Annotated in this window: 28 protein-coding genes; 17 read left to right on the forward strand and 11 right to left on the reverse strand. The window is 66.0% G+C overall.

Annotated elements, in window-relative coordinates; genetic code table 11:
- Positions 1-13 precede the first annotated feature (13 nt).
- A complete protein-coding gene (locus IM543_05535) occupies positions 14-856 on the forward strand; it encodes a metallophosphoesterase (GenBank protein ID QOY95328.1) in 843 nt (280 codons plus the stop codon).
- 48 nt (positions 857-904) lie between these two features.
- Here IM543_05535 and IM543_05540 read toward each other — a convergent pair whose 3' ends face one another.
- The gene (locus tag IM543_05540; GenBank protein QOY95329.1) at positions 905-2005 is read right to left on the reverse strand and encodes a mechanosensitive ion channel family protein; all 1101 of its coding nucleotides are present in this window, start codon (positions 2003-2005) and stop codon (positions 905-907) included.
- Positions 2006-2307: 302 nt separating this feature from the next.
- On the opposite strand from IM543_05540, the gene IM543_05545 reads away from it, so the two are divergent.
- A complete protein-coding gene (locus tag IM543_05545) occupies positions 2308-3690 on the forward strand; it encodes a DUF389 domain-containing protein (protein ID QOY95330.1) in 1383 nt (460 codons plus the stop codon).
- On the opposite strand, the gene IM543_05550 is transcribed toward IM543_05545, so the two are convergent.
- The 5 genes from IM543_05550 to IM543_05570 all read right to left on the reverse strand — a co-directional run bounded on the left by IM543_05550 (position 3691) and on the right by IM543_05570 (position 7902).
- The gene (locus IM543_05550) at positions 3691-4389 is read right to left on the reverse strand and encodes a TrkA family potassium uptake protein (GenBank protein ID QOY95331.1); all 699 of its coding nucleotides are present in this window, start codon (positions 4387-4389) and stop codon (positions 3691-3693) included. It lies immediately after the preceding gene.
- Positions 4382-5710 carry a TrkH family potassium uptake protein gene (locus IM543_05555; GenBank protein ID QOY95332.1) on the reverse strand — a complete coding sequence of 443 codons (1329 nt, stop codon included), beginning with the start codon at positions 5708-5710 and terminating at the stop codon, positions 4382-4384. Before IM543_05555 ends, IM543_05550 begins: the two co-directional genes overlap by 8 nt.
- A gap of 248 nt (positions 5711-5958) precedes the next feature.
- A complete protein-coding gene (locus IM543_05560; protein ID QOY95333.1) occupies positions 5959-6516 on the reverse strand; it encodes a PEP-CTERM sorting domain-containing protein in 558 nt (185 codons plus the stop codon).
- 166 nt (positions 6517-6682) lie between these two features.
- Entirely contained in the window at positions 6683-7153 is a 471-nt protein-coding gene (gene trmL / locus IM543_05565; protein QOY95334.1) for a tRNA (uridine(34)/cytosine(34)/5-carboxymethylaminomethyluridine(34)-2'-O)-methyltransferase TrmL, read from the reverse strand.
- A gap of 20 nt (positions 7154-7173) precedes the next feature.
- Positions 7174-7902 carry a ComF family protein gene (locus tag IM543_05570; protein ID QOY96535.1) on the reverse strand — a complete coding sequence of 243 codons (729 nt, stop codon included), beginning with the start codon at positions 7900-7902 and terminating at the stop codon, positions 7174-7176.
- A 124-nt stretch (positions 7903-8026) separates the two neighbouring features.
- On the opposite strand from IM543_05570, the gene IM543_05575 reads away from it, so the two are divergent.
- The 6 genes from IM543_05575 to IM543_05600 all read left to right on the forward strand — a co-directional run bounded on the left by IM543_05575 (position 8027) and on the right by IM543_05600 (position 13939).
- A complete protein-coding gene (locus tag IM543_05575; GenBank protein QOY96536.1) occupies positions 8027-8917 on the forward strand; it encodes a methyltransferase domain-containing protein in 891 nt (296 codons plus the stop codon).
- A 335-nt stretch (positions 8918-9252) separates the two neighbouring features.
- Positions 9253-10440, forward strand: coding sequence for a cytochrome c oxidase subunit II (gene coxB / locus IM543_05580; GenBank protein ID QOY95335.1), 1188 nt, complete (start codon positions 9253-9255; stop codon positions 10438-10440).
- A 29-nt stretch (positions 10441-10469) separates the two neighbouring features.
- Positions 10470-12077 carry a cytochrome c oxidase subunit I gene (gene ctaD, locus IM543_05585; protein ID QOY95336.1) on the forward strand — a complete coding sequence of 536 codons (1608 nt, stop codon included), beginning with the start codon at positions 10470-10472 and terminating at the stop codon, positions 12075-12077.
- A 114-nt stretch (positions 12078-12191) separates the two neighbouring features.
- Positions 12192-12788: a cytochrome c oxidase assembly protein gene (locus IM543_05590; protein QOY95337.1), complete on the forward strand. Its 597-nt coding sequence runs from the start codon at positions 12192-12194 to the stop codon at positions 12786-12788.
- Positions 12789-13010 (forward strand): DUF2970 domain-containing protein, encoded by a 222-nt coding sequence (locus IM543_05595; protein QOY95338.1) that lies wholly within the window; start codon positions 12789-12791, stop codon positions 13008-13010.
- A 71-nt stretch (positions 13011-13081) separates the two neighbouring features.
- On the forward strand, positions 13082-13939 hold the full coding sequence (locus IM543_05600; GenBank protein QOY95339.1) for a cytochrome c oxidase subunit 3: 858 nt from the start codon (positions 13082-13084) through the stop codon (positions 13937-13939).
- A 185-nt stretch (positions 13940-14124) separates the two neighbouring features.
- On the opposite strand, the gene IM543_05605 is transcribed toward IM543_05600, so the two are convergent.
- Positions 14125-14325 carry a twin transmembrane helix small protein gene (locus IM543_05605; GenBank protein QOY95340.1) on the reverse strand — a complete coding sequence of 67 codons (201 nt, stop codon included), beginning with the start codon at positions 14323-14325 and terminating at the stop codon, positions 14125-14127.
- Between the two features lie 33 nt (positions 14326-14358).
- Here IM543_05605 and IM543_05610 point away from each other — a divergent pair, with 33 nt between their 5' ends.
- The 9 genes from IM543_05610 (at position 14359) to map (ending at position 21297) form a co-directional block, all read left to right on the forward strand.
- On the forward strand, positions 14359-15162 hold the full coding sequence (locus tag IM543_05610) for an SURF1 family protein (protein QOY95341.1): 804 nt from the start codon (positions 14359-14361) through the stop codon (positions 15160-15162).
- Positions 15149-15748, forward strand: coding sequence for a cytochrome C oxidase subunit I (locus IM543_05615; protein QOY95342.1), 600 nt, complete (start codon positions 15149-15151; stop codon positions 15746-15748). The genes IM543_05610 and IM543_05615 overlap by 14 nt, the downstream gene beginning before the upstream one ends.
- Before the next feature lie 116 nt (positions 15749-15864).
- Positions 15865-16989 carry a COX15/CtaA family protein gene (locus IM543_05620; GenBank protein ID QOY95343.1) on the forward strand — a complete coding sequence of 375 codons (1125 nt, stop codon included), beginning with the start codon at positions 15865-15867 and terminating at the stop codon, positions 16987-16989.
- Positions 16990-17078: 89 nt separating this feature from the next.
- Entirely contained in the window at positions 17079-17972 is an 894-nt protein-coding gene (locus IM543_05625; protein ID QOY96537.1) for a protoheme IX farnesyltransferase, read from the forward strand.
- A 3-nt stretch (positions 17973-17975) separates the two neighbouring features.
- Positions 17976-18578 carry an SCO family protein gene (locus tag IM543_05630; protein ID QOY95344.1) on the forward strand — a complete coding sequence of 201 codons (603 nt, stop codon included), beginning with the start codon at positions 17976-17978 and terminating at the stop codon, positions 18576-18578.
- A gap of 68 nt (positions 18579-18646) precedes the next feature.
- Positions 18647-19714, forward strand: coding sequence for an AI-2E family transporter (locus IM543_05635; protein ID QOY95345.1), 1068 nt, complete (start codon positions 18647-18649; stop codon positions 19712-19714).
- A 241-nt stretch (positions 19715-19955) separates the two neighbouring features.
- Positions 19956-20219 (forward strand): hypothetical protein, encoded by a 264-nt coding sequence (locus IM543_05640; GenBank protein ID QOY95346.1) that lies wholly within the window; start codon positions 19956-19958, stop codon positions 20217-20219.
- 71 nt (positions 20220-20290) lie between these two features.
- The gene (locus IM543_05645; GenBank protein ID QOY95347.1) at positions 20291-20533 is read left to right on the forward strand and encodes a ParD-like family protein; all 243 of its coding nucleotides are present in this window, start codon (positions 20291-20293) and stop codon (positions 20531-20533) included.
- The gene (gene map, locus IM543_05650; GenBank protein ID QOY95348.1) at positions 20530-21297 is read left to right on the forward strand and encodes a type I methionyl aminopeptidase; all 768 of its coding nucleotides are present in this window, start codon (positions 20530-20532) and stop codon (positions 21295-21297) included. Before IM543_05645 ends, map begins: the two co-directional genes overlap by 4 nt.
- A 60-nt stretch (positions 21298-21357) precedes the next feature.
- On the opposite strand, the gene IM543_05655 is transcribed toward map, so the two are convergent.
- The 4 genes from IM543_05655 to nhaR form a co-directional block, all read right to left on the reverse strand.
- On the reverse strand, positions 21358-22923 hold the full coding sequence (locus IM543_05655) for a response regulator (protein ID QOY95349.1): 1566 nt from the start codon (positions 22921-22923) through the stop codon (positions 21358-21360).
- Positions 22920-23753, reverse strand: coding sequence for an alpha/beta hydrolase (locus IM543_05660; GenBank protein ID QOY95350.1), 834 nt, complete (start codon positions 23751-23753; stop codon positions 22920-22922). The genes IM543_05655 and IM543_05660 overlap by 4 nt, the downstream gene beginning before the upstream one ends.
- Before the next feature lie 106 nt (positions 23754-23859).
- Positions 23860-25200: an HlyC/CorC family transporter gene (locus IM543_05665; protein QOY95351.1), complete on the reverse strand. Its 1341-nt coding sequence runs from the start codon at positions 25198-25200 to the stop codon at positions 23860-23862.
- Between the two features lie 48 nt (positions 25201-25248).
- Complete coding sequence (gene nhaR, locus IM543_05670; GenBank protein QOY95352.1) at positions 25249-26157, reverse strand: transcriptional activator NhaR; 909 nt, start codon at positions 26155-26157, stop codon at positions 25249-25251.
- Positions 26158-26194: the final 37 nt, after the last annotated feature.

Consider the following 26194-nt stretch of genomic DNA (forward strand, 5'->3'; position numbering starts at 1 on the left):
GGAGCGCCGCCAGATGTTGATCGCACAAGTATCCGACCTGCACCTGCATGCCGATCCCGCGCATCCGAACCTGGCTCGCTTGCATCGCGTGCTGGCGCACTTGGCCGCGCTCCAGCCGCAGCCCGCGCTGCTGGTGCTGAGCGGCGACCTGGCCGACGACGGCGCGCCCGAGAGCTACCGTCATCTCGAGCAGGCGCTGGCGGCCTGGCCCGGCCCGGTGCGTTTCGCGCTGGGCAATCACGACCGGCGCGAACCCTTTCGCACGGTGTTCGGCGAACGGCACTTCGCGCAAGGCTTCGTCCAGGGCCGCAGCGCGCTTGGCGGCCTGCAGGTGGTGGTGCTCGACAGCCTCGAGGAAGGGCGCCACGCCGGCGCCTTCTGCGCGGCGCGTGCCCGCTGGCTGCGGCAGGCCGTGCAGGAGAGTGCCGGGGCGCCGCTGCTGGTCTTCATGCATCATCCACCGGTCGATGTCGGCCTGGGCTGGATCGACCCGGGACCGGGGCAGGACTGGATCGCGCGCCTCGACGCCGCGCTGCAGGGGGCGAACGTGGTCGCCGTCTGCGCCGGCCATGTGCACCTGGGCGGCGTATTCCCTTGGGCTGGACGGATGGTGGCGACCTGTCCGTCCTCGTCGTCGGACCTGAGCCTGGTGTTCGCCCCGATGGACGGCGCGCAGCCGGATGGGCGCCCGCTGGTGGAGCAGGGCGAACCGGCTTTTGCCCTGCACCGCTGGGACGGCGCCGGCCTGGCCAGCATCTTCGGCCGCTGTCCGCAGCGCGTGCTGGCGCGCTGGGATGCGGCGAGCCAGGGCGCGGTGGCCGCCATGCTAAAGGAAAGAAAGCCGGCGCCCGAATAGGCGCCGCGGGAGGCGTGGTGTGCCGGCATGGCGCCCCACGCCGGCGCTTCAGGCGCGCTTGGCCTGCGCCACCTGGGGCCGGGTCTCGCGCACGGCATCGGCGAGCGTGTCGATGTCGGCGATATGCAGGGTCTGGGTCGGGTAGGCGAAGCCGATGCCTTCCTCTTCGAAGCGTTCGAACAGGGCGAAGTTGATCGCCTGCTGGATGTCCATGTAGACGCCGTAGTCGGGCGTCTGCACGATGTACACGATCTCGAAGTCGAGCGAGGAGGCGCCGTAGGCCTTGAAGTGGGCGCGGTCGAATTTCACCTGCGGCTGGGCTTCCACCACTTCGCGCAGGATGCCCGGGATGGCGCGCAGCTGCGCCTTCGTGACTTCGTAGACGACGCCGATCCCGAACACGATGCGGCGGGTCTGCATGCGCTTGAAGTTGCGGATCCGGCTGCCCAGCATGTCGCTGTTGGAAAACACGATCTGCTCGCCGCCGAGGCCGCGGATGCGGGTGGTCTTCAGGCCCACGTATTCCACCGTGCCGACCAGGTCGTCCACGCCGATGAAGTCGCCGACCTCGAAAGGCTTGTCGAGCACGATCGAGAGCGACGAGAACAGGTCGCCCAGGATGTTCTGCATGGCCAGGGCGACCGCCACGCCGCCGATGCCGAGACTGGCCACCAGGGTCGTGATGTTGACGCCGAAGTTATCGAGGATCATCAGGGCGATCACGGCCCAGATGAAGGTGCGCGCCACGAAGCCGAGCGCGGCGGTCGAGGTGGTGGAGGCGGCGTCCTCGCCGCTGCGGCGCGTGCGGTAGAAATGCAGCCAGCCGTGCACGGCGACATCGCCCCAGCGCGCCATCTGCAGCAGCAGGGCGGTCACCGCCAGGTGCGACAGCAGGGTGACGGTCTTCTCTGGCAAGCTCAGCCAGTGCGAGCCGGTGTAGATGCCCATGGCCAGCATGAACAGCGGATGGGTGGCCGCCAGCACGCGCGCGGCCAGGTCGTCCAGCCAGGTGGCGGTGCGGGTGGCGAACGACTCGATGCGTCGCACCAGCACTTTCCGGGCTATATACAATAACAGGCAGGTGCCGAGGCCGATGCCGGCCGCAATCGACCAAGTAATCAAATCATTGTTCCAAAGAACATAGTTCATAGTCTTCCTCTCATTGTCATCCTTTCTATCGGTCCCAGGCTGGTGGATGCAGGTGCGAGCGCCCGGGGCGGTGTGGCGAATCGCGCCGGCGAGGGCGCAGTGATTGCCAAGAGGGTAATTGAATAAAGCAAGAGCCGGCGCAAGCGGCGACACGGCCAGCCTCCCAGTATAACAGGACAGTACATTTGTCCAAATGCATGTTCTTGATAGGAAGTAGAAGAAGGAGTTTTTTTGCCGGAAACACGCTGGTATGATGGCCGGCCACAATCAAGCACTGCCTCCCCCAGCAGCATCCGGCCATCATGAGCGAAACCGAAAAATTCTTTGCCCCCCAGACCGAGGGGCCCATCACACACCGCTTCAGCCTGCTGTACGACAAGGCCGATGACGACGTCATCGACTACAGCTTGCGCTCCGGCATCGAGCTGCGCGGCGCCACCCCCTGGATTCTCATGTTCGCGATCCTGGTGGCGTCGATCGGGCTGAACATCAATTCGCCTGCCGTGATCATCGGCGCCATGCTGATTTCACCGCTGATGGGGCCGATCGTCGGCATCGGCTACGGCATCGGCATCTACGATTTCGCACTGATTCGCCGCTCGCTCGCCAATCTCGGCATCGCTGCCGTGATCAGTTTGGCGACCTCGACCTTGTACTTCCTCGTGACCCCGCTCGACGAGGCGCAGTCGGAACTGCTGGCGCGCACCACGCCCACCCTGTGGGACGTGCTGATCGCGCTGGCCGGCGGGCTGGCCGGCATCATCGGCATGACCCGGCGCGAGAAGTCCAACGTGATCCCGGGCGTGGCCATCGCTACCGCCCTGATGCCGCCGCTGTGCACGGCCGGCTACGGCCTGGCCAACGGCAACTGGGCGGTCTTCGGCGGCGCTTTCTACCTGTTCTCGATCAACTGCGTGTTCATTGCCGTCTCTACCGTGATCGTGATCGAATACCTGCGCCTGCCGCACCGCAAGTTCGTGGACCAGGTCGTCGAACGCCGCGTCAAGCGCACGCTGCTGACGGTCGTGTTGCTGACGGCCTTGCCCAGCATCTACCTGGCGATCCAGCTGGTGGACAACGAGGTGTTCGGCCACCGGGCCCGCGCCTTCGTGCGAACCGAATTCAGCGGCGGCACCTCGCACGTGGTCGACACCCAGCTCGACCCCCTGCGACGGCAGATCGAGCTGACCCTGATCGGCTCGCGCATGCCGGCGGCCGCGGTCGAGGCGATTCAAAAGCGCTTGCCGCAGGCCGGGCTGGATGGGGCGACCCTGGTCGTCAACCAGGCCGAGGACAGCCGCGTCGACGTCGGCGTGCTCAAGGCCGACATCCTGGCCGAGATCTATCGCGACACCCAGGAAGGCCTGCGCGAGCGCGACCTCACCATCGCCCAGCTGCGCGAAGAACTGGCCAAGCGCGACGCGCAGCGCAGCGCCTGGCGCGACACCGCGGTCGACATCCGCGCCGAGTTCCAGGCCCAGCATCCCGTTTGCACCGACCTGCTGATGGGGGTGGCCATACTTCCCGCCGAAGGCGACAAGCCGGCCAACGAGGTGCCGACCCTGACCGCGCGCTGCAAGCGTGCGCTGGCCGCCGCCGACATCCAGCGCGCCCAGGCCTGGCTGGTGGCGCGCACCAAGGCCGAGGGCGCGCGCCTGGTGCTGGTGCCGTGGAAGAAGCGCTGATCAGCGCTTCTTCTTCTCGCCGGCCGCGAACAGCTCGATCTTCTTGGTGGGGCCGGACACGATCAGGAGGTCGGCCGGCAGGATGCGGGTATCGGGCAGGGCATGCTCGAAGTCTTCGTTGGCGCGCTTGACGCCGACGATGGTGACGCCGTAGCGCGAGCGCACATGGGCCTCGGCCAGGGTCTGGAAGTGGGTGCCGGGGGGCGCATGGATCTTGGCGATCGCGAAGCCGTCCTCGAATTCGATGAAGTCCATCATGCGGCCGGTAATCAGGTGCGCCACGCGCGCGCCCATGTCCGCTTCCGGAAACACCACGTGGTGGGCGCCGATGCGCTGGGCGATCTGGCCGTGTTCCGGCGTCTGCGCCTTGACCCAGATGTCCTTGATGCCGAGTTCGGTCAGCACCATCAGCGTCATCAGGCTGGCGGCCAGGTCCGAGCCGATCGCGACGATCGCGTGCGAGAAGTCGGCCACGCCCAGTTGCAGCATGACGTTCTCGTTGGTGGAGTCGGCCTGGACCGCATGGGTCAGCCGGTCGCCCCAGAACTGGACCAGGTCTTCCCTGCGGTCGATGCCCATGACGTCGTGTCCCAGCCGCACCAGCGATTGGGCGACCGAGCCGCCGAAGCGCCCGAGGCCGATGACCACGACACTGTCGCCCGCGGAAAACGCGAACTGTTCTGTAAAAATCCTACCCAACAATTGGATGCTCCTCTGGATAACGGTAAGGCATGCGGCGCTCGCCGAGGACGAGCGAGGTGGCGAAGGTGATGATGCCGACCCGGCCGATGAACATCAAGAGGGTCAACAGCAGCAAGCCGGCCGGCGGCAGTTCGGCGGTGATGCCGGTCGACAGGCCGGTACTGCTGAAGGCCGAGATGACCTCGAAGATGATGCGGCCGATCGGCAGGTCGGTCAGGCGCAGCAGGATCACCGTGGACAGCGCCACGATAATGCTGCTGAGTACCATCACGGTGATGGCCTGGCGTTGCATCGACGCGCTGACCCGGCGGCCGAAGGCTTCGGTGTCGCTGTGGCCCCGGATCTCGGCGATGACCAGCAACACCAGCACCGCCGCGGTGCCGACCTTGACGCCGCCGGCGGTGCCGGCGCTGCCGCCGCCGACGAACATCAGGAAGTAATGCACGGCCCAGGATTCCTGGGTCAGGGCGCCGATGTCGACGGCATTGAAGCCCGCGGTGCGCGCCGAAACCGACAGGAACAGGCCGTGCAGCACTTTCCCGGCCATCGACAGCGGCCCCAGTGTGCGCGGGTTGTCGTATTCGAGCAGCAGCAGGGCCACGAAACCGCCGGCCAGCAAGACCAGGGTGCCGGTCAGGGTCAGCTTGGTATGCAGCGACCAGTGGCGCGGATCGTGCCAGCGGTGGCGCAGGTCGTGCATGACCGGGAAGCCGATGCCGCCGAGGATGATGGCGCCCATGACGGGAATCAGGATCAGCGCGTCCCCCGCATAGCGCATCAGCCCGTCCGAGTAGATCGAGAAGCCGGCGTTATTGAAGGCCGAGGCAGCATGGAACAGGCCGCTCCAGGAGGCCGCGTGCCAGTCCAGCCCATGCCCGAAGTGCAGCCGCAGGGACAGCAGGGCCGTCAGGACCAGCTGGGACAGGAAGGTCACCGCGAACACGATCTTGGCCACGCTCGAGATGTCGCCCAGCCCGAGGGTGTGGGTTTCGGTCTGCGTCATCAGGCGCGTGCGCAGGCGCGGCGAGCGGTTGACCATCAGTCCGAGCAGCGTGGCGGCCGTCATCAGGCCGAAGCCGCCCAGCTGGAACAGCAGCATGATGGTGACCTGGCCGAACGGCGACCAGTAGGTGCCGGTATCCACCACCGCCAGGCCGGTCACGCAGACCGCCGACACGGCTGTGAAGAACGCGACGATCCAGGGGACGGGCTCGCCGGTGCTGTGCGCCGCCGGCAGCATCAGCAGCAGGCTGCCCGTGATGATCGCCAGCAGAAAACCGAGGACGACGGCGCGCGCGGGATGAAGGACTGCTTTCATGCGCAGTGCGGATGGGTGGTGCTCATCGTGTATGACCGTTCAATGATTCGTCAAGCGCAGCCCGGTGCCGCCCGCCGCGGCGGGGACGCTGGCACGGGCTGTGCCGGGAGGCCGGGAAATGCACGCATGCCGGGTTGCGGCCATGCGTACGGGCGTGCGGATTATACGACGCCTTGCCGATGGGCCGGCACCCGGGGACGCACAGGCACGGCCGGCCATGCGGGCAGCCGTGCCGTTCGGGAGCGGATTCAGCTGGACATGCGGCGTGCGCGCCAGCCCAGGCCGAGCAGGCCGGCGGCCAGCATGGCCCAGGTGTGCGGCTCGGGCGCCTGCGACATCATGCTCAGCTGGGTGTCGCTGGTCCAGTACAGGTGGCGCTCGCTGCTCATGCCGGGATGGAAATCGTAGGCGTAGTGCTGGTCGCCGGTGGTGATCAGGCGGCCGCCGCCGACCCAGCCTTCGGGGTCCTGGCCGTAGCTGCCGACGCTAAAGTGCAGTCCGGCATCCGGCGAGAACGAAAAACTGCTCGCGCCGCACTGGTAATACGCATTGCTGGTGGCGGCGCAGGCGATGTAGTCGAGCTCGCCGACTACCAGGCTCAGCAGTTCGTCCTGCTCCAGCAGGCCGTCGCTGTCCAGGTCGCGGCCCTTGAACGAACCGGAAATGATTTCCTCGGGCAGGAAGCTGTTCGACACGCTGTCGTAGAAACCGGTGAAGGAAAAGCCCCAGGAAATGCTGGCGCCGGGGTCTGCGTGGGCGGCGGTGCAGCACAGCAGCAGGGCGCCGGTGGAAAGTAAGTGTTTCATCTAAAACCTCGAGCAAAAAACAGGGCGCCGATTGAAACGTGACGTGACCAGCCTACTCCTGTTCGCCCGATACTGTCGCGCTCTCTTGTGGAGATTCCCGCATTGTGTCGTGCCAGCGCGACAGCAAAGTAACATTGCTCTTGGAAATGTTTACGTCGGGCTGCGCTCAGGCGCCGCCGCCGTAGCCGTTCTGGCGCCAGGCTTCGTACACGACCACGGCCACCGTGTTGGACAGGTTCAGGCTGCGGTTTCCGGGCCGCATCGGCAGGCGGATGCGCTGGGCGGGCGGGAAGCGCTCGCGCAGCGCCGGGTCGAGGCCGCGCGATTCGGCGCCGAACACGAACACGTCGCCCGGCTGGAAGCGGGCATCGGCGAACGGCGCGGAGCCGTGGGTGGTCAGCGCGAACATGCGCGCCGGGTCAGGCTGCGCATCCGCCAGGAAGGCCTCCCAGTCCTTGTGCACCTTCATGCTCGCGTAATCGTGGTAGTCCAGTCCCGCTCGGCGCATCTTGGCATCGTCGAGCGGGAAGCCGAGCGGTTCGATCAGGTGCAGCTGGACACCGGTGTTGGCGCACAGGCGGATGACGTTGCCGGTGTTCGGCGGGATTTCTGGTTCGACCAGTACGACATGGAACAAATCGTTCTCCTCTTTCAGTATCAGTGGGGCGGCGTGCGGGCGAACACCAGGTTCGTCACGCGCACCGCGCCGGCGCGCTTGAGCACGCCGGCCAGTTCATCAAGTGTGTGGCCGCTGGTCATGACGTCGTCGACCACGCCGACGTGCCGTCCCGCCAGCGCCGGCTGGCCGTCGGCGACGGCGAAGGCGCCGCGCACGTTGCGGCGCCGCTCGCCCGGCGCCACGCCCGACTGGGCGGCCGTGTCGATCCGCCGTTCGGCCAGCCGCGGCGCCAGCGCAATGCCGAGCGAGGCCGCCAGCGGCCTGGCCACTTCGAGCGCCTGGTTATAGCCGCGCTCGACCAGGCGGCGCGGCCCCAGCGGCACCGGACAGAGCAGGTCCGGCAGCGCCAGTCCGGTACGGATACGACCGGCAAGTGCCGCAGCGCGCACACGGTCCGCCATCCAGGGGGCCAGCGCCAGCCGCGCGCCGAACTTCAGCTGCAGCACCAGCGCGTCGACCGGCATGACGTAGTCGCAGGCGGCCACGGTGGCGTCGAAGGCGGGCGCATCGGCCAGGCAGGCCCCGCAAACCCGGGCGCCGTCCCCGGCGCCGACCGGATTGGCGCAGCAGGGGCAACGAAGGTGGACGTCGCGGGCATGGGCATGCGAGCAGGCCGGGCAGACCGGCGCGTCACCCAGGGCGCCGCACAGGACGCAACTGGACGGAAGCAAGCTGCGCAGCACAGGCGAGAGCAGCGCCGGCAGCAGCTTGCCCGGCCGGCGCAGGGGATCGGAAAGCTGGGCCATCTACTCGAATCCACGGGAGCATGTACACTCCGCCATTATCTCATTTGTCCGCACCACGACCATGGCTTCACCGCAACCTTCCCGGATGAGCGCGCCGATCGACCAGGCCCGCGTCCGTTCCCTGTTCGCCCAGCCGGCCCGCATCGCCCCGGCCGACTTCCTGCGCCGCGAGATCGCCGCGCGCATGCACGAGCGCCTGCAGCTCGTGAAGATCGCCCCGAAGCAGGTGCTCGATGCCGGCTGCGGCACCGGGGCCGACCTGGCCCTGCTGCAGAAAACCTATCCGGCGGCCCAGATCCTGGGCATCGACGCCGCGCCCGCCATGGCCCGCGCGGCGAAGGCGCCGGCCGCCGCCACGCGCTCGCTGAACCAGATGCTCAGCCGTTTGCTGCCGGCCAAGGCCGGCGTGGATATCCTGTGCGGCGACTTCGGCACGCTGCCGTTCGGGACGAACGCGCTCGATTTGTTGTGGTCGAACATGGCGCTGCACTGGCATCCGCAGCCGGACCGTGTATTCGCCGAGTGGCGGCGCGTGTTGCGGGTGGACGGGCTGCTGATGTTCTCGTGTTTCGGTCCCGACACCTTCACCGAGCTGCGCACCGCTTTCGCCGCCCTGGACGACACGCCGCATACGCTGCCCTTCGTCGACATGCACGATTTCGGCGACCAGCTGGTGGAGGCAGGGTTTTCCACCCCGGTCATGGACATGGAGCGCATCACGGTCACCTACGACACCGCCGAGGCCTTGCTGGCAGATGTGCGCGCGCTCGGCGGCAATCCGCTCGACACGCGCCGGCGCGGACTCATCGGACGGGCGGCGTGGCGGCGCGTGCTCGATGCCTTCGAGGCCCAGCGCCGTCCGGACGGCAAGCTCGGACTGAGCTTCGAGCTCATCTATGGGCATGCTTTCCGTCCGGCTCCCCGGACCACGGCGGCAGGGGAGGCAATCGTGCGTTTCCAGCCGCGCAAGCCCTAATAACCTGCGGCAACAACACTGCCCGATTTTCCTTGAATAAAAATTACTGGTTTGTTTATAATCAGTGGCTATTTTTATCGTCCAGACGAAGAAAACGCTGAAAAAAGCGGCACTCTGGGCAGAAAATAGAAATGAATTGCAGCATCAGCAGAGCCGCCAGCGGCCGGTAGCACGAAGCTACCGGCCGCTGGCGTGCAGGTTCTCCACCGTTTCCGCAGCGCACAACGCGGCACTGGCGTGGGGGCCGTCCTGCGGAACGTTTCGGAGCGGCGGCAGTTCGTTCATGGAGCTGCCGACCGTTAAAAATATTTTTATTTTGGGTGGTTGGGGACAACATGACATACGCATCGCGACTTGGGGCCTGGATGTTCGGCCTCGCAGCAACAGCCGGCATCCCAGCATGGGCGGCTCCGGAAATCACGGGCCGGCCGGTGGAACACCAGTTGAACCTGCAGACCCCGGTCAACGCCCTCGGCGCTGACATCTACAGCCTGCACAACTGGATGATGATCGTCTGCCTGGTGATCTTCGTCGGCGTGTTCGGCGTCATGTTCTACTCGGTGTTCAAGCACCGCAAGTCGCGCGGCCACAAAGCCGCCACCTTCCACGAATCCACCGCCGTCGAAATCGCGTGGACCATCGTTCCCTTCCTGATCGTCATCGGCATGGCCCTCCCGGCGACGCGCGCCGTGGTGGCACTGAAGGACACCTCGAACGCCGATATCACCATCAAGGCCACCGGCATGCAGTGGAAATGGGGCTACGACTACCTGACCGGCGAAGGCGAGGGCATCTCCTTCCTGTCGAACCTGGCCACCCCGCGCAGCCAGATCGGCCTGCCGGGTCAAGCCGCCACCGAGGAGAAGACCGAAAACTACCTGCTGGAAGTGGACAACGAAATGGTGGTCCCGGTCGGCAAGAAGATTCGCATGGTGTTCACCGCCAACGACGTGATTCACGCCTGGACCATCCCGGCCTTCGCCATCAAGCAGGATGCGATCCCCGGTTTCGTGCGCGACGGCTGGTTCAAGGCCGACAAGATCGGCACCTACCGCGGCAACTGCGTCGAGCTGTGCGGCAAGGACCACGCCTTCATGCCGATCGTGGTGCGCGTCGTCTCCGCCGAGGATTACACTGCCTGGGTCGGCGGCGAGAAGAAGAAAATGGCCGCCCTGGCCGACGACCCGAACAAGGTCTGGACCATCGACGAACTGAAGACCCGCGGCGAACAGGTGTACAACGCCAACTGCGTGGCTTGCCACCAGGCTAACGGCAAGGGCGTGCCGAACGCCTTCGCGCCGCTGGACGGCTCGCAGGTGGTGCTGGGCGCCAAGGCGCACCAGGTCGATGTGCTGCTCAACGGCCAGGACACCCCGGCCTATCCGGCCGCGATGCCGGCCTGGAAGCAGCTCTCGGACACCGAGATCGCCGCCGTCATCACCTACACCCGCAACACCTGGTCGAACAAGGCCGCGGAAAACATCGTCCAACCGGCAGAAGTGCTGGCTGCACGCAGCAAGTGATATAGCTATTTAGCTTCAGGGAAATCGACATGACTACCAGCACTATCGATCACGCACACGACGATCATCACGGCCACGCGCACGACCACGCGCACGACCATCCGCACGGCTACCGCCGCTGGCTGTTCGCCACCAACCACAAGGACATCGGCACCCTCTACCTGTGGTTCTCGTTCATCATGCTGCTCTCGGGCGGCGTGCTGGCGCTGATGATCCGCACCGAACTGTTCGAGCCGGGCCTGCAGTTCTTCCGTCCCGAGTTCTTCAACCAGCTGACCACCATGCACGGCCTGGTGATGGTGTTCGGCGCGATCATGCCGGCCTTCGTCGGCTTCGCCAACTGGATGATCCCGCTGCAGGTGGGCGCCTCCGACATGGCCTTCGCGCGCATGAACAACTTCTCGTTCTGGCTGCTGCCGCCGGCGGCGATCCTGCTGGCCGGTTCGTTCTTCTCGCCGGGCGGCGCCACCGCCGCCGGCTGGACCCTGTACGCGCCGCTGTCGACCCAGATGGGCCCGGGCATGGACATGGCGATCTTCGCCATGCACATCATGGGCGCCTCGTCGATCATGGGCTCGATCAACATCATCGTCACCATCCTGAACATGCGCGCACCGGGCATGACCCTGATGAAGATGCCGATGTTCTGCTGGACCTGGCTGATCACCGCCTTCCTGCTGATCGCCGTGATGCCGGTGCTGGCAGGGGCCATCACCATGACCCTGACCGACCGCCACTTCGGCACCTCGTTCTTCAACGCGGCCGGCGGCGGCGACCCGGTGATGTACCAGCACATCTTCTGGTTCTTCGGCCACCCGGAGGTCTACATCATGATCCTGCCGGCCTTCGGCATCGTCTCGCAGATCATCCCGGCCTTCGCACGCAAGCCCCTGTTCGGCTACGCCTCGATGGTGTACGCGACCGCCTCGATCGCGATCCTGTCCTTCATCGTCTGGGCCCACCACATGTTCACCACCGGCATGCCGGTGACCGCGCAGCTGTTCTTCATGTACGCCACCATGCTCATCTCCGTGCCGACCGGCGTGAAGGTGTTCAACTGGGTCGCGACCATGTGGAAGGGTTCGATGACCTTTGAAACCCCGATGCTGTTCGCGGTCGGCTTCATCTTCGTGTTCACGATGGGCGGCTTCACCGGCCTGATCCTGGCCGTGACCCCGATCGACATCATGGTCCACGACACCTATTACGTGGTGGCGCACTTCCACTACGTGCTGGTGGCGGGCTCGCTGTTCGCGCTGTTCGCCGGCTTCTACTACTGGGCGCCGAAGTGGACCGGCCACATGTATCCAGAACTGCGCGGCAAGATCCACTTCTGGCTTTCCCTGGTGACGTTCAACATCACCTTCTTCCCGATGCACTTCCTGGGCCTGGCCGGCATGCCGCGCCGCTATGCGGACTACGCTACCCAGTTCACCGACTTCAACATGATCATCTCGATCGGCGCCTTCGGTTTCGGCCTGTCGCAGGTGTACTTCCTGTTCGCGGTGGTGCTGCCGACCATCCGCGGCGGCAAGAAGGCGCAAGCCAAGCCATGGGACGGCGCGGAAGGCCTGGAGTGGACCGTGCCGAGCCCGGCGCCGTTCCACACCTTCGAAACCCCACCGCTGGTGAAGTAATCATGGCCACGCGAGAACAGAAGAAGAGCAACCTGAAGACGGCGCTGGTGCTGGGCGGGATCGCGTTGCTGTTCTTCGCCAGCGTGTTCGTCAAGTTCACCTGGCTGAGCTGACATGACGCCGATCAGCAGCCGGGGCAGGGTAACTGGCCGCATCCGGCGCCTGAACCGCTCCACCCTGGGCAAACTGGTGGTGGTGGCGGTGATGATGTTCGGTTTCGGCTACGCGCTGGTGCCGGTCTACCGCCAGATCTGCGACGTGCTGGGCATTAACGTGCTGACGCAGAAGGGCGATTTCGTCGCGGCGCCGGTGAATTCCCAGGTCGACAAGACACGCACCATCGTCGTCGAGCTGGATGGCAATGCCCAGGGACCGTGGCGCTTCCGCCCGACCCAGCGCAGCATCTCGGTGCATCCGGGCGAGCTGGTCACCGTCACCTACGAGGTGGTCAACAAGCAGGGCCGGGCGGTCAAGGCGCAGGCGATCCCGAGCTACGCGCCCCAAAGCGTCACGCCGCACTTCAAGAAAGTGGAATGCTTCTGCTTCCGCGAGCAGACGCTGCAGGCCAACGAAGCGCGCCAGATGCCGGTGGTCTTCTTCATCGATCCGGCGCTGCCGCGTGAGGTGAAGAACATCACCTTGTCGTACACCTTCTTCGAAATCGGCGGCGCGGTCCAGACCGCGGCCACGGGCGGCGGAAAGGTGCAGTAGATGGAAGACAAACCGCACCCGAAGGTGCATCAGCGGCGGGCCGGCTTCCTGGCCACGATGAAGGCCGTGTTCTGGTCGTTCTTCGGGGTGCGCAAGCGCCGCGACTACGAGCAGGACGCCGCCAACCTGAATCCGGTGCATGTGATCATTGCCGGACTGGTTGGCGCGGCAATCTTCATTGGCCTGTTGCTGCTGGCGGTACGGTTCGCGGTAGCGCAGTAGACAAGCCGAGTAATCACCCTAGCGACACAAGAATCACCCGAAAATTCAAAGAGTAGATTGAGGAGATGAAAATGAGTTCGCCACACACCGTGCCCTACTATTTCGTGCCAGGCCCATCGCGCTGGCCGATGTTCGCCGGCCTTTCGCTGCTGGTGACCATGGCCGGCGCGTCGGGCTGGGTCAACAGCGCCCCGTGGGGGCCGGCAGTGTGCCTGGCCGGCATCGCCGCCACCCTGCTGGTGCTGTACTTCTGGTTCGGCGACGCCATCGGCGAATCCGAATCGGGCATGTACGGCAAGCGCATCGACACCTCCTACCGCTGGTCGATGAGCTGGTTCATCTTCTCGGAAGTGATGTTCTTCGGCGCCTTCTTCGGCGCCCTGTTCTACGCCCGCGCGGTGACCATGCCCTGGCTGGCCGACCTGGACCACAAGTTCATCTGGCCCGACTACGCACCGACCTGGGGCAACACCGGCCCGGCCGGCGTGGTGGACAACTTCCAGACCATGGGCCCGTTCCCGATCCCGACCATCAACACCGCGCTGCTGCTGCTGTCGGGCGTGACCCTGACCATCTCGCACCACGCGCTGCGCGCCGGGCACCGCGGCAAGACCGCGTTCTGGCTCGCCGCCACGATCCTGCTGGGCGCGGTCTTCATGGGCTTCCAGGTCTACGAATACATGCACGCCTATTCGGAACTGAACCTGAAGCTGACCTCGGGCATCTACGGCTCGACTTTCTTCATGCTGACCGGTTTCCACGGCTTCCACGTGACCATGGGCGCGATCATGCTGTCGGTGATCCTGTACCGCGTGCTCAAGGGCCACTTCACGGCGGACAACCACTTTGGTTTCGAAGGCGCCGCCTGGTACTGGCACTTCGTCGATGTCGTGTGGCTGGGCCTGTACGTGGTGGTGTACTGGCTGTAAGAGGAACGGGGCGGCGCTGCCGCTTTTCGTGAGGGTGGGCGGCATTGCCGCCCGCGCGTTCAAGCGGCGGGTGCAATGACGCGAATCTGGCGCGCGTCCGATCCTTGAACGCGTGGGCGTTTGTCATTCCGGGCATTGCCCGAAATTACCCCGCCCACCCTGACGTTTGAATCGGGTATGCTTGTTCAGCGAATACCGGTCGGGGCGATCCACCCCATCTTGTAGGCGCCGAGCAGGCACAGGAACAGGGTAATCGACAGGCCGACGCGCATCGCCAGCGCGTGCACCGTACGGTTGCTCTGGCCTTTGTCGCGCATCAGGAAAAACAGTGCGGACCCGAGGCTGGCAAGGATTAGGATGAAGGCAATCGCAACAAAGAGTTTCATGGCTGGCCTGTTCAAGGTTGAGGCATCATTGTAATGCGGTTCCCCTTCCATTTTCGTCCCATTCCCTTTATCGCCGCGCTTCTCCTTGCCGTGCTGGGCATTGCGCTGGGTAACTGGCAACAGGGCAGGGCCGCCCAGAAACTGGCCGTGCAGGAAAAACTCGCCGCGCGCGCCAGCCAGGCGCCCGTGGCGCTGCGCGAGGCGATCGCCGGCGCCGTCCCCCCGCTTGCAGACACGCTCGAATACCGCCGCGTGCGCGTCACCGGGGAATTCGTCGCCGGCTGGCCCCTGTTTCTCGCCAATCGCCCGATCGCCGGACGGCCTGGCTACTACCTCGTGATGCCGTTCAAGATCGCGGATGCGAAGACCTATGTACTGGTGATACGCGGATGGTTGCCGCGCGAGGCGGAATACGGCAAGCTGCCGGCTTTCAACACGCCCGCGGGCACGGTCACCATCGAGGGCACCGTCGTGGCCTCCGCCGGGCACGTGATGGACCTGGGCAAGGCGCCGCCGCTGGCGCCGCATGCCATCGTCCAGAACATCGATCCGGCACACGCGGCGGCCGCCACCGGCCTGCTGCTGCAGAGCTTTTTCGTGCAGCAGACCGGCCCCGACCTGCCGGGCGAGCAGGATGGCGCCTTGCTGCGCGTCTGGCCCTCGCCCTCGAGCGGCATCGACAAGCACCGCGGCTACGCCTTCCAGTGGTATGCACTGGCAGTCATGGCCGTTCTCTTCTTTGTGATAACAGGATTCCGCAGTGGATCAAGAAAAGCTGATGCATCAACACATGGGGCAGCAAACCTCGACGCAGGGACCAGGGATGCAGGCGACTGACCCGGACAAGCTGCGGCGTGCGGGCCGCTGGAAGCTGTTCGCGGTGCTGCTGGTATGCGCGGCGCCGCTGATCCTGTCCTACCTGACCTATTACGTGATCAAGCCGAGCGGGCGCACCAACTACGGTACCCTGATCGATCCGCGCACCCGGCCGATCCCGCCCATGCCCAGCACCACGCTCGACGGCCGCCCGGAACAGCTGGAGCAATACGCGGGCAAGTGGATCATGCTGAAGGTCGGGGGCGGCGAGTGCCGCGAGGCCTGCCAGAAACAGCTGTTCGCGATGCGCCAGTGGCGCCTGATGCAGGGCAAGAACATGGACCGCATCGAACGCGTCTGGCTGGTCCTCGACGACCAGCCGCTCGACACCATGACGATCCGCCAGTACGACGGCATGCACCTGCTGCGCGCGCCGGCCGATACCGTCGGCAAATGGCTGCCGGCCGAGCCGGGCACGCAGCCATCCGAGCACATCTATCTGATCGACCCGCTGGGCAACCTGATGATGCGCTTCCCGGCCGACCCCGACGTTCGTAAGGTCTACAAGGACATTGCCAAGCTGCTCAAGGCGTCCGCGATCGGCTAGGAAGCAGGCCGCCGTGGCCAAGCGGCAAATCGGGAAAGGCCGGATAATGGCGGCCTGATCGGAACAACCACGCAAGACGGCCGGATCACTCCGGCCGAACCAGCCTTACCTGAACAATGCAAGCTTCTTCCCTGTTGCACCTGGCCCTGATGGGCCTGCTCGTGGCGACCCTGCCGCTGTCGATGGTCTGGATGTCATCCAGCCCCAACAAGTTCCGCAAGCTGGTCTGGGTTGCCGTGTTCCTGACCTTCGACCTGATCGTGTTCGGCGGCTTCACCCGCCTGACCGACTCGGGCCTGGGCTGCCCCGACTGGCCGGGCTGCTACGGCATGGCCAACCCGTTCCTGGCGCACGAACAGATCTCGGCCGCCGAGGCGGCCATGCCGACCGGCCCGGTCACCGTGGTCAAGGCCTGGATCGAGATGATCCACCGCTACCTGGCAATGGGCATCGGCGTGATCATCATGGCACTGCTCATCACCGCGATCGTACAGTGGCGCAAGACCAGGGTGCAGGCCTTCAAGCCGGGCATTCCGCTGGCCCTGTTCGTGTTCGTCTGCATCCAGGGCGCCTTCGGCGCCTGGACCGTCACCCTCAAGCTGCAGCCGGTGATCGTCACGATCCACCTGCTGCTGGGCATGGGCCTGCTGGCGCTGCTGACCTGGCTCGGCGGACGCGAAGACTTCCTGATGCATCCGCCCCAGGCCGCCGGCAACAGCGGCGGGGACAACGCGGCGCTGCGCGGCATCCGCCGGCTGGCGATCCTGGCTGCGGTGGTGGTCACGGCCCAGATCGCGCTGGGCGGCTGGGTGAGTACCAACTACGCCACCCTGGCCTGCGACGAATTCCCGCTGTGCGACGGACGCCTGGTGCCGGAAATGGACTTCGAGCACGGCTTCCACCTGTGGCGTGAACTGGGCAAGACCGCGGCCGGCCACTACCTGCCGTTCTCGGCGCTGGTGGCGATCCACTGGGTACACCGCAACTTCGCCATCGTCGTCGTCGCGGTGCTCGGCCTGCTGGCGTGGCGCGCCTGGCGCCACGCCTACCTGGCCAGGCACGCCCGCTGGCTGGCCATCTTGCTGTTCGTGCAACTGCTGACCGGGGTCGCCACCGTCTACCTCGACTTCCCGCTCGCCATTGCAGTAATGCATAACGCGGGGGCGGCGGCGCTGGTCCTGCTGGTGACCATGTTAAACTACCGGGTAAAGCACCAACTCGACGTGAACCGCGCAACGTGAACCGACAGATCGGCGAAGCGTGCCCCGACCTGGCCGCCGTCGCGCCAGGCGCGGCGCTGCCGCCTTGCGAGCCAGCCAGCACCCCATTGATGACGACCCAGACAGCCCTCCATAAAGCTCCGAGCCGCGTTGCCCAGTACTGGGCCCTGACCAAACCACGGGTCACGCAGCTGGCCGTGTTCTGCGCGGTGATCGGGATGTTCCTTGCCACCGACGGTTTCCCGGGCTGGCAGGTGCTGGTCGCCGGCACCGCCGGCATCTGGCTGCTGGCCGGCGCCGCCTTTGCCGTGAACTGCCTGGTGGAGGCGAAGATCGATGCGCGCATGGCCCGCACCGCCCGCCGCGCCACCGCGATGGGCGAGCTCACCAGCAGCCAGACGATCCTTTTTTCGGCGATCATCGGCGGCCTGGGCATGTATGTCCTGTACGCTTTCGTCAATCCGCTCACCATGTGGCTGACCTTCGTCACCTTCGTCGGTTACGCCTTCATCTACACCATGCTGCTCAAGCCGGCGACGCCGCAGAACATCGTCATCGGCGGCCTGTCGGGCGCCATGCCGCCGGCCCTGGGCTGGGCCGCGGTGGCCAATGACGTGCCGATGGAAGCCTGGCTGCTGGTGCTCATCATCTTCGTCTGGACGCCGCCGCACTTCTGGGTGCTGGCCATGTACCGGCGCGAGGATTACGCCCGTTCCGGCCTGCCGATGCTGCCGATTACCCACGGCATGCAGTACACCGGCCTGCAGGTGTGGCTGTACACCATCGCGCTGGCGGCCACCACCTTGCTGCCGTTTGCCGTCGGCATGAGCGGCCTGATCTACCTGGCCGCCGCCGTCGCCCTCAACACGGTGTTCCTGCGCCACTCATGGCGCGTGCACAAGAACTACAGCGACATGGCAGCGCGCAACGCCTTTACCTGGTCGATCATTTACTTGTCGCTGCTGTTCGCCGCGCTGCTGGTCGACCATTACTTCAAGTTCTGAGCCATGAAAAAACTGCTGACTGCAATGATCCTGAGCGTGGCGGTGCTGGGCGCTGGCTGTGACAAGCTGTCCGCCAGCTTGTCGAGCAAGACGCCGGCCTTCAACAACACCGACGTGACCGGCCTCGATTACGCCAAGGGCTTCTCGCTGACCGACCACACCGGCAAGCCGCGCACCTTGCAGGACTTCAAGGGCAAGGTGGTGGTGCTGTTCTTCGGCTATACCCAATGCCCGGACGTGTGCCCCACGACGATGGCCGAGATGGCCGCCGTGATGAAGGAACTCGGCCCCTCGGCCAAGGACGTGCAGGTGCTGTTCGTCACGCTCGACCCGGAGCGCGACACCCGGGAACTGCTGGCTTCCTACGTGCCGGCCTTCCATCCGAGCTTTATCGGCCTGTACGGCGACAAGGAAGCCACCGCGCGCACGGCCAAGGAATTCAAGGTGTTCTACGCCAAGACGCCGTCGGGCGACGATCCGAACAACTACATGGTGGACCACACCGCCGGCAGCTACGTGTTCGATCGCGAAGGCAAGCTGCGCCTGTTCGTGCGCCACAACGGTGGCCCGGGCCCGATCGCGGCCGACCTGCGCCAGTTGCTGTAAGGCTGCGCTAAGCCGTTCTGGTTTGGTCTGCTGTTATGATGATGTAAACATCACTCGACAGCGACGGTATGGAACAAGGCCCAGGCAGGAACTACACCCGCATCGCGATTGTCGTCCTGCTGACGCTGGGCTGCCTCTACGTCCTCAGGCCCTTCCTGGCGGCGATCCTGTTCGCGGCCTGCGTCGTCATCTCGTCCTGGCCGCTCTACCTGCGCCTGCAGGCGGCCATGCGCGGGCAGCGCACCCTGGCGGCGCTGACCATGACGCTCTCGCTCACCCTGCTCATCATCATTCCGCTGGCAACGGTCGCCTACAATCTGGTCGACGACGTCGCCCAGGGCTTCCTCGAACTGCGCACCGCCATCGAGCACCGCGAACTGGTGCCACCTCCGTGGGTGCGCGACATTCCGCTGCTGGGCGACACGCTCGACACCTACCTGCGCAAGCTGGTCGCCAGCCGCGAAGAAATGATCGCCCTGGCCCAGCGCATGCTGGAACCGGCGCGGCGCTACCTGATCGCCGGCGGCCTGATGCTCGGTACCGGCGTGGTCCAGCTCAGCCTGGCCGCGTTCGTGAGCTTCTTCTTCTATCGCGACGGCAGGGCGCTGCTCGAAGTCGTCGCCGTGACCATGCGCCGCGTGATGGGCGAGGGCGCCGAATCGGTGTCGAGCACGGTGAGCCAGACCGTGCGCGGGGTCATGTACGGCCTGCTCGGGACCGCGCTGGCACAGGCCCTGGTGGCGGCGGTCGGCTTCGCCATCGCGGGGGTGCCGGCGGTGCCGCTGCTGTCGGTGCTGGTCTTCATTTCCTCGCTGATCCCGGTCGGCCCGCCCCTGATCTGGGGTGGCGCCGCCTTGTGGCTGTTCCTGCAGCACGAAACCGGCTGGGCGATCTTCATGCTGATCTGGGGCGCCTTCCTGATCAGCGGGGTCGACAACATCGTGCGTCCGATGCTGATCAGCCGCGGCAGCAGCCTGCCGTTCCTGCTCACCCTGCTGGGCGTGCTGGGCGGCCTCATCGCCTTCGGTTTCGTCGGCATGTTCATCGGCCCGACCCTGCTCGCGGTCGGCTATTCCCTGATGACGGAATGGACCGGGACGCCTGACCGGGTCATCCGCCAGGACACGGACGCTTGAGTAGAAGGTCGACGATGCACGAACCCGCACCCCGACGCCGTCCGCTCACGCGCGCCATGGCCGTGGCAAGCATGCGCGCGCGCCTGCTGCGCGAAGGATTTCCGCGTCTCCAGATGCTCATCCTGGTGTCGCTGACCGGGCTGGCCGGCCTCGCCGCATCGGCGGCCATGCTGGCGGCCGGCATCTCGAGCTCATCGGGCAGGCCGAGGAGGGCGCGATTCCGCTGGCCGTCATCCTGCTGGTGCTGGGCGTCGCCCTGTCTGCGCTGTTCGTGATCTGGTCGGCGCCGGTCCTGTTCGCTGAAATCCTGGTCGACGCCTTGTTGGCCGCCGGCCTGTACCGCCGTTTGCGCATGCTCGACCCCCGGCACTGGATGCTCGCGGCGCTGAAGCACACCCTGCTTCCCTTCATCCTGACCACCCTGGTCGTGGCCGGCGCCGGCTGGGCAATGCAAGCCCATGTTCCCGAAGCCAGGTCGCTGGGCGAGGTGATCTCCGGCCGCTAGCTCGACAGATGGGGTTGCATTCGGAACGAGACCGTATACAATCCATATATAGAACATATATGGAGTGTGTAATGGGTATCGTTAACATCGACGACGAAGTGCATGACCAGATCCGCAAGGCCAGCAGCGTCTCCTGCCGCTCGATCAATGCCCAGGCGGCGTTCTGGATCAAGATCGGCATGCTGTGCGAAATGAATCCGACCGCGAGCTTCAACGAGATCGTCGCGCGCGAACTCAAGGCGGCCGGGGTAGCACCCGAGGCGCTCAAGGGAGCAGGGGGCGTACCCGAGGCCGTGAAGGCGGCGGCCGCATGATCAAGCGGCCGGAGGAAATCGCGCTGATGGCCGAGTCGGGCCGGCTGCTGGCCGGGGTGTTCGCCCATCTGGACAGCCTGAGCCTGATCGGCATGTCGACCATGCAGGTCAACGACCTGGTCGACCGCTTCATCGTGGAGTCGCTCGGCGCGCGTCCGGCCAGCAAGGGCCAGTACGGCTATGCCTACGCCTTGAACGCATCGCGCAACCATGTCGTCTGCCACGGGGTGCCGTCCGATACCGAGATTTTGCACAGCGGCGACATCGTCAACCTCGACATCACGCTCGAGAAGAACGGCTACATCGCCGACTCCAGCAAGACCTACCTGGTCGGCCAGGTGGCGGCGCCGGCCAGGCGATTGGTGCAGGCGACCTACGAAGCGATGTGGAAGGGCATCCGGGCCGTGCGTCCCGGCGCCCGCCTCGGCGACGTCGGTTACGCCATCGAGCGCCACGCGCGCAAGCACGGCTATTCGGTGGTGCGCGACTACTGCGGCCACGGCATCGGGCGCGAGATGCACGAGTTGCCGCAGGTGCTGCACTGGGGCCGGCCGCAGACGGGCATGGTGCTGCGCGAAGGGATGACCTTCACCATCGAACCGATGCTGAACCAGGGGCGGCACGCCGTGCGCACCGAAGACGATGGCTGGACGGTGGTTACCTGCGACGGCCAGTTGTCGGCGCAGTTCGAGCACACGGTCGCCGTGACCCGGAACGGGGTGAAGGTGCTGACCCTGCGTCCCGGAGAAAGCCCGCTGAACTGAGGCCGCGGCGATGCGCGCCAGGGGCTTGCCGGGATCGTCGTCCATGGCGCGCCCGGTAAATCAGGCAGCATCGGGCGGCGCCAGCACGCTGCGCAGCCGCTCGAAATCGATCGGCTTGGTGAGGTGATGATCGAAGCCGGCGTCGAAAGCGCGCTGGCGGTCTTTTTCCTGGCCCCAGCCGGTGGCGGCGATCAGGCGCATGTTCTGGCCGGCGGCCGTCGCGCGCAGGCGCCGCGCCAGCTCGTAGCCGTTGAGGTCGGGCAGGCCGATGTCGAGCAGGGCCACTTCCGGGGCGAATTCCTGCGCCAGCGCCAGCGCCGCGCCGGCGCTGTGGGCGGCGCGTACTTCGCAGCCGAACAGTTCCAGCGCCATCAGGAGCATCTCGGCGGCGTCGGCGTTGTCGTCCACCACCAGGATGCGCGCCGCGGCCGGCGCCGGCGCCGCTTCCGGCGCGGCCGCCACCGCTGCCTGGGTCAGCGGCAGGCGCACCGTGAAGCAGCTGCCCTTGCCTTCGCCCTCGCTGTCGGCGCAGATGTTGCCGCCGTGCAGTTCGACGATGCCGCGCACCAGCGACAGCCCGATGCCGAGTCCGCCGCGCGAGCGTTCCAGGGCCGGCTCCAGCTGCGAGAACATGTCGAATACCGTGGCCAGGGCGTGGCGCGGCAGGCCGATGCCGTTGTCGCGCACGGACAGCCGCGCCATGCCGTCTTCACTGCCGAGCGACAGCAGGATGCGGCCGCCGTCCGGCGTGTACTTGGCGGCATTGGTGAGCAGGTTGACCACCACCTGGTTGATGCGGGTGGGATCGGCGTCGACCGTGACCGGGTGGGCGGGGAGCGCGACCTCCAGGTGGTGGTGCGCCTGCTCCATCAGGCCGGCGGTGTCGCACACGGCGGCGCGCGCCAGCTGGGCCAGGTCGACCGTTTCGCGCCGCAGCTCCATCTTGTCCTGGGTGATGCGCGAGACTTCCATCAGGTCGTCGACCAGGTGGGTCAGGTGCTGCAGCTGGCGGTCGAACACGCCCAGCAGGCGCGCGTTGGCGCCCGCGGCGAGCTCGGTATGCCGCATCACCTCGAGCGCGCTGCACAGCGGCGCCAGCGGATTGCGCAGCTCGTGCGACAGGGTGGCCAGGAACTCGTCCTTGCGCCGGTCGGCCGCCGACAGCGCGGCGTTCACGGCCTGCAGCTGCAGTTCGGCGCCGCGGCGCGCCTCGAGCGCTTCCTCGGCCGCCTTGCGCGCGTTGCGCAGTTCGCGCTCGTAGGACTGGCGCTCGGTGGCCATGAACAGGGCCCACTGGTCGACGACCTGGCTTCCCTCGTGTCGGCGCACGATATTGACCAGCATCGGCAGGCGCGTGCCGTCGCGGTGGCGCAGGTCGATCTGCAGTTCGGCCACCGAGCCGCGCACCTGCAGCACCGGGATGCAGTGGGTGTGGTGGAACAGGCGCGCGCCGACGGTCATCAGGTCCTGGATGCGCACGATGCCGGCCAGTTCGGGCAGCGTGAAGCCGAGCCAGCCGCAGGCGGTGTCGTTGGCGCGCAGCAGCAGGCCGTCGGCGTCGGCCAGCAGCAGGCCGCAGGGTGCGTGCTCGTACAGCGTATCGGCGGAGGTCGCGGCGCTGCTCATGCTCGTTCCAGGGTCGTGGCCATGGTCGTGGACAAGAACGCGTCGATCGCGCGCGAGCTGGCGGTGGGGGCGCTCATGTGCGGGCAGTGCCCGATATTGTCGATCACATGGAGCTCGGCCCGGGGCAGGTGGCGCAGCAGGTAGTCGCCGGCGCTGCGCGGCGCGATCAGGTCCTCGCTGCATTGCAGGATCAGGGCCGGGGTGCGCGAGTGCGGCACGTCGGCGCGGTGGTCGGACAGGAAGGTGACGCGCGCGAAATGCTTGGCGATGTCGGGATCGTTGCGGCAGAAGCTGTCGGTGAGTTCCGCGCGCAGGGTGGGGCGTCCGGGCGCGCCCATGATCGCGGGCGCCAGGCTGCTCGACCAGCCGAGGTAGTTCGCTTCCATGGTCTCGAGCAGTTCGTCGATGTCGCCGCGCTCGAAGCCGCCCACGTAGGCGGGATGCTTGCCCATGTCGTTGATGTAGCAGGCCGACGGCGCCACCATCACCTGGGCCACGAAGCGCCCCGGCGCCTTGATGGTGGCCAGCATGCCGATCATGGCGCTCACCGAATGGCCCACCAGGATCACCGGCCCGGTCGCGCAGGCATCGATGATCTCGAGCAGGTCTTCGGCATAGCCATGCAGGCTGGCGTAGCGCAGGCGGTCGTAGGCGGACAGGTCGGAGCCGCCGCTGCCGACCAGGTCGTAGCTGATGACGCGGAAACGGTCTTCGAAAGCCGGCGCCAGGAAGCGCCACATGGTCTGGTCGCAGCCGAAGCCATGGGAAAACACCATGGTGGCCCCGCCCTGACCCGTAACACGCACGTTGCTGCGGATTTGCACGGACATCGCTGCTCCTCGTGGTGACTACCGCCGGGGTATCCCGTCAGGCGCCAGTATGCGCCACGAGTATTGCAAGCGCAACAACTAATTATGGGACAATGCTGGAAAACTTTCAGTCGTGCTCGTCGTCCCCGTCCTCGCGCTGGACCCTCGGATACACCTTCACCAGCAGGATGCGCGGACCGTTCATCTTCTTGACCACCACGTCGAAGTGCGGGAAGCCGATGCGCTGCCCCTGCCTGGGGATGTCGCCCAGCTTGGCCATCAGGAGGCCGCCCACCGATTCGACATCGTCCAGGCCCATTTCCTCGTTGTCGATGTCGATCCCGAGCAGGCGCTCGAGCGAGAAGATCGGCAGGCTGGCCTTGCCGATATACGTGCCGTCGGGCTGCGACATCCAGTCGTTCTCGTTCATGCGGAACTCGTCGCGGATCTCGCCCACCATCGCGCCCAGCAGGTTGTCGAGCGTAATGAAGCCGACCGGGCGCTTGCCCTTTTCGCCGATCAGGGCGAAGTGCGGCGCGCCGCTGCGGAAGCGCCGGAAGATGTCCTGCGCCGGGGTGCGCGCCGAAATGGTCTCGACCGGGCGCAGGTGCTGGGTCAGGTCGGTGATGGTGCGCCCGGCCTGCTGCGCGAAGAACAGGTCCTTCAGGTGGATCACGCCCAGCACCTCTTCGCCTTCCTCGTCGAAATAGGGGTAGCGCGAGAAGCGGTTGCGGCGCACCGTCTCCATGTTTTCCTCGAGCGAGCGGCTGGCGTACAGCGCGCTCACCTCGTTGATCGGCCGCATCAGGTCGGACACCGCCAGCTGGCTGAAGTCGAGCGACTGGGCCAGGATGTTGCGCTCGTCGGTGGTGAATTTTTCTCCCGGCTTGCTGGTGCGCAGGATCATCTTCAGCTCGTCGGTGGAGTAGTGGGTCTCGTGGCCGCCGGCGCCGGCCAGGCCGGCGATGCGCAGCACCATGTTGGCGCTGGCGTTGAGCAGCGCGATCGCCGGGTACATGGCCCAGTAGAAGGCATACAGCGGAATCGCGGTCCACAGCGCCACCACCTCGGGGATGCGGATCGCGAGCGACTTGGGCGCCAGCTCGCCGACCACGATGTGCAGGAAGGAGATGACCGAGAAGGCCACCACGAAGGACACGCCGTGGATCAGCTCGGGCGAGGTCACGCCCAGGAAGGCGAACACGGGTTCGAGCAGGCTGGCAAAGGCCGGTTCGCCGACCCAGCCCAGGCCCAGCGAGGCCAGGGTGATGCCGAGCTGGCAGGCCGAGAGATAGGCGTCGAGCTTGTCGTGGACCTTGCCGAGGATGCGTCCCCGCAGGCCGCTGGTCTTGGCGATGGCGTGGACGCGGGTCTTGCGCAACGTGACGATACTGAATTCAGCCGCCACATAGAAGCCGTTCAGCGCCACCAGGAACAGGGCGAGAACGACGAATAGAAAGTTTTCCATTGAAGAGATTTAGTTAAAAAATGGCAATAGCCGGCACCATTGTACCGCTCAAGTACCGGTTAGCACGCCGTGATGGACCGCCGACAGGATGGCTTCGACAGCCGGATGCTGGATCTTGCGCTCGTTCGAGACGGCATAGAAGTGCTCGCGCACCTGCGGCACGCGCCCCAGCAGCAGCGCGTTGAACTGCTCCTCGAGGTCGTGGACCAGGGCCGCCGGCGCGAAGAACAGCCCCAGGCCGCGCCGGCCGAAGGTGTTGAGCAGGGCATTGTCCTCGAACTCGCCGACCACGTCGGGACGCACGCCCTGCAGCTCGAACCATTCGTCGATCTTGCCGCGCAGGGCATTATTGCGGGTCGGCAGCAGGAAGGGCGCGCCGTTCAGCGAGCGCGGGAAGTCCGCGCCCCAATCCTTCACCAGCCCGGGCGCGCCGACCACGATGGTCTCGCTGTCGCTCAGCAGGTGACTGAACACCCGCAAGGTCGTGCCCGACCGTACCGCGCGGTCGGTCAGCACCACGTCGAGCTTGTGCAGGGCCAGGTCGGCCAGCAGCTCGTCGAATTCGCCCTCGTAGCAGACCAGCCGCACCGGGCGCGGCAGCTGGGTCGCGATCTCGAGCAGCCGGTAGGCGGTCAGCTTGGGCAAGGAGTCGGAAATGCCGACCGTCAGGCGGGTGCGCGCGCTGTCGGACTCGGCCAGCGCCTCCTGCATCTGCTCTCCCAGAAGGAAGATCTGGTCGGCATAAGACAAGGCAAGGCGCCCGGCCTCGGTTAAAGTCAGTCTCCGTCCCTGCTGGGTAAACAAGGCCTTGCCCAAGGACAGCTCCAGCTGCGTGAGCTGGGTACTGACGGTCTGGATGGCCAGGCCCAGGCGCTCGGCGGCGCGCGTGATGCTGCCTTCCTTGGCGACCACCCAAAAATAGTACAGGTGACGAAAATTCGGGGGGCTGTGGTTCATTTCTTCTGTTTTTATGAAGTAACTCTTCGATTATCTT

The organism is Massilia sp. UMI-21 (assembly GCA_015277795.1).
Lineage (GTDB): Bacteria > Pseudomonadota > Gammaproteobacteria > Burkholderiales > Burkholderiaceae_D > Telluria.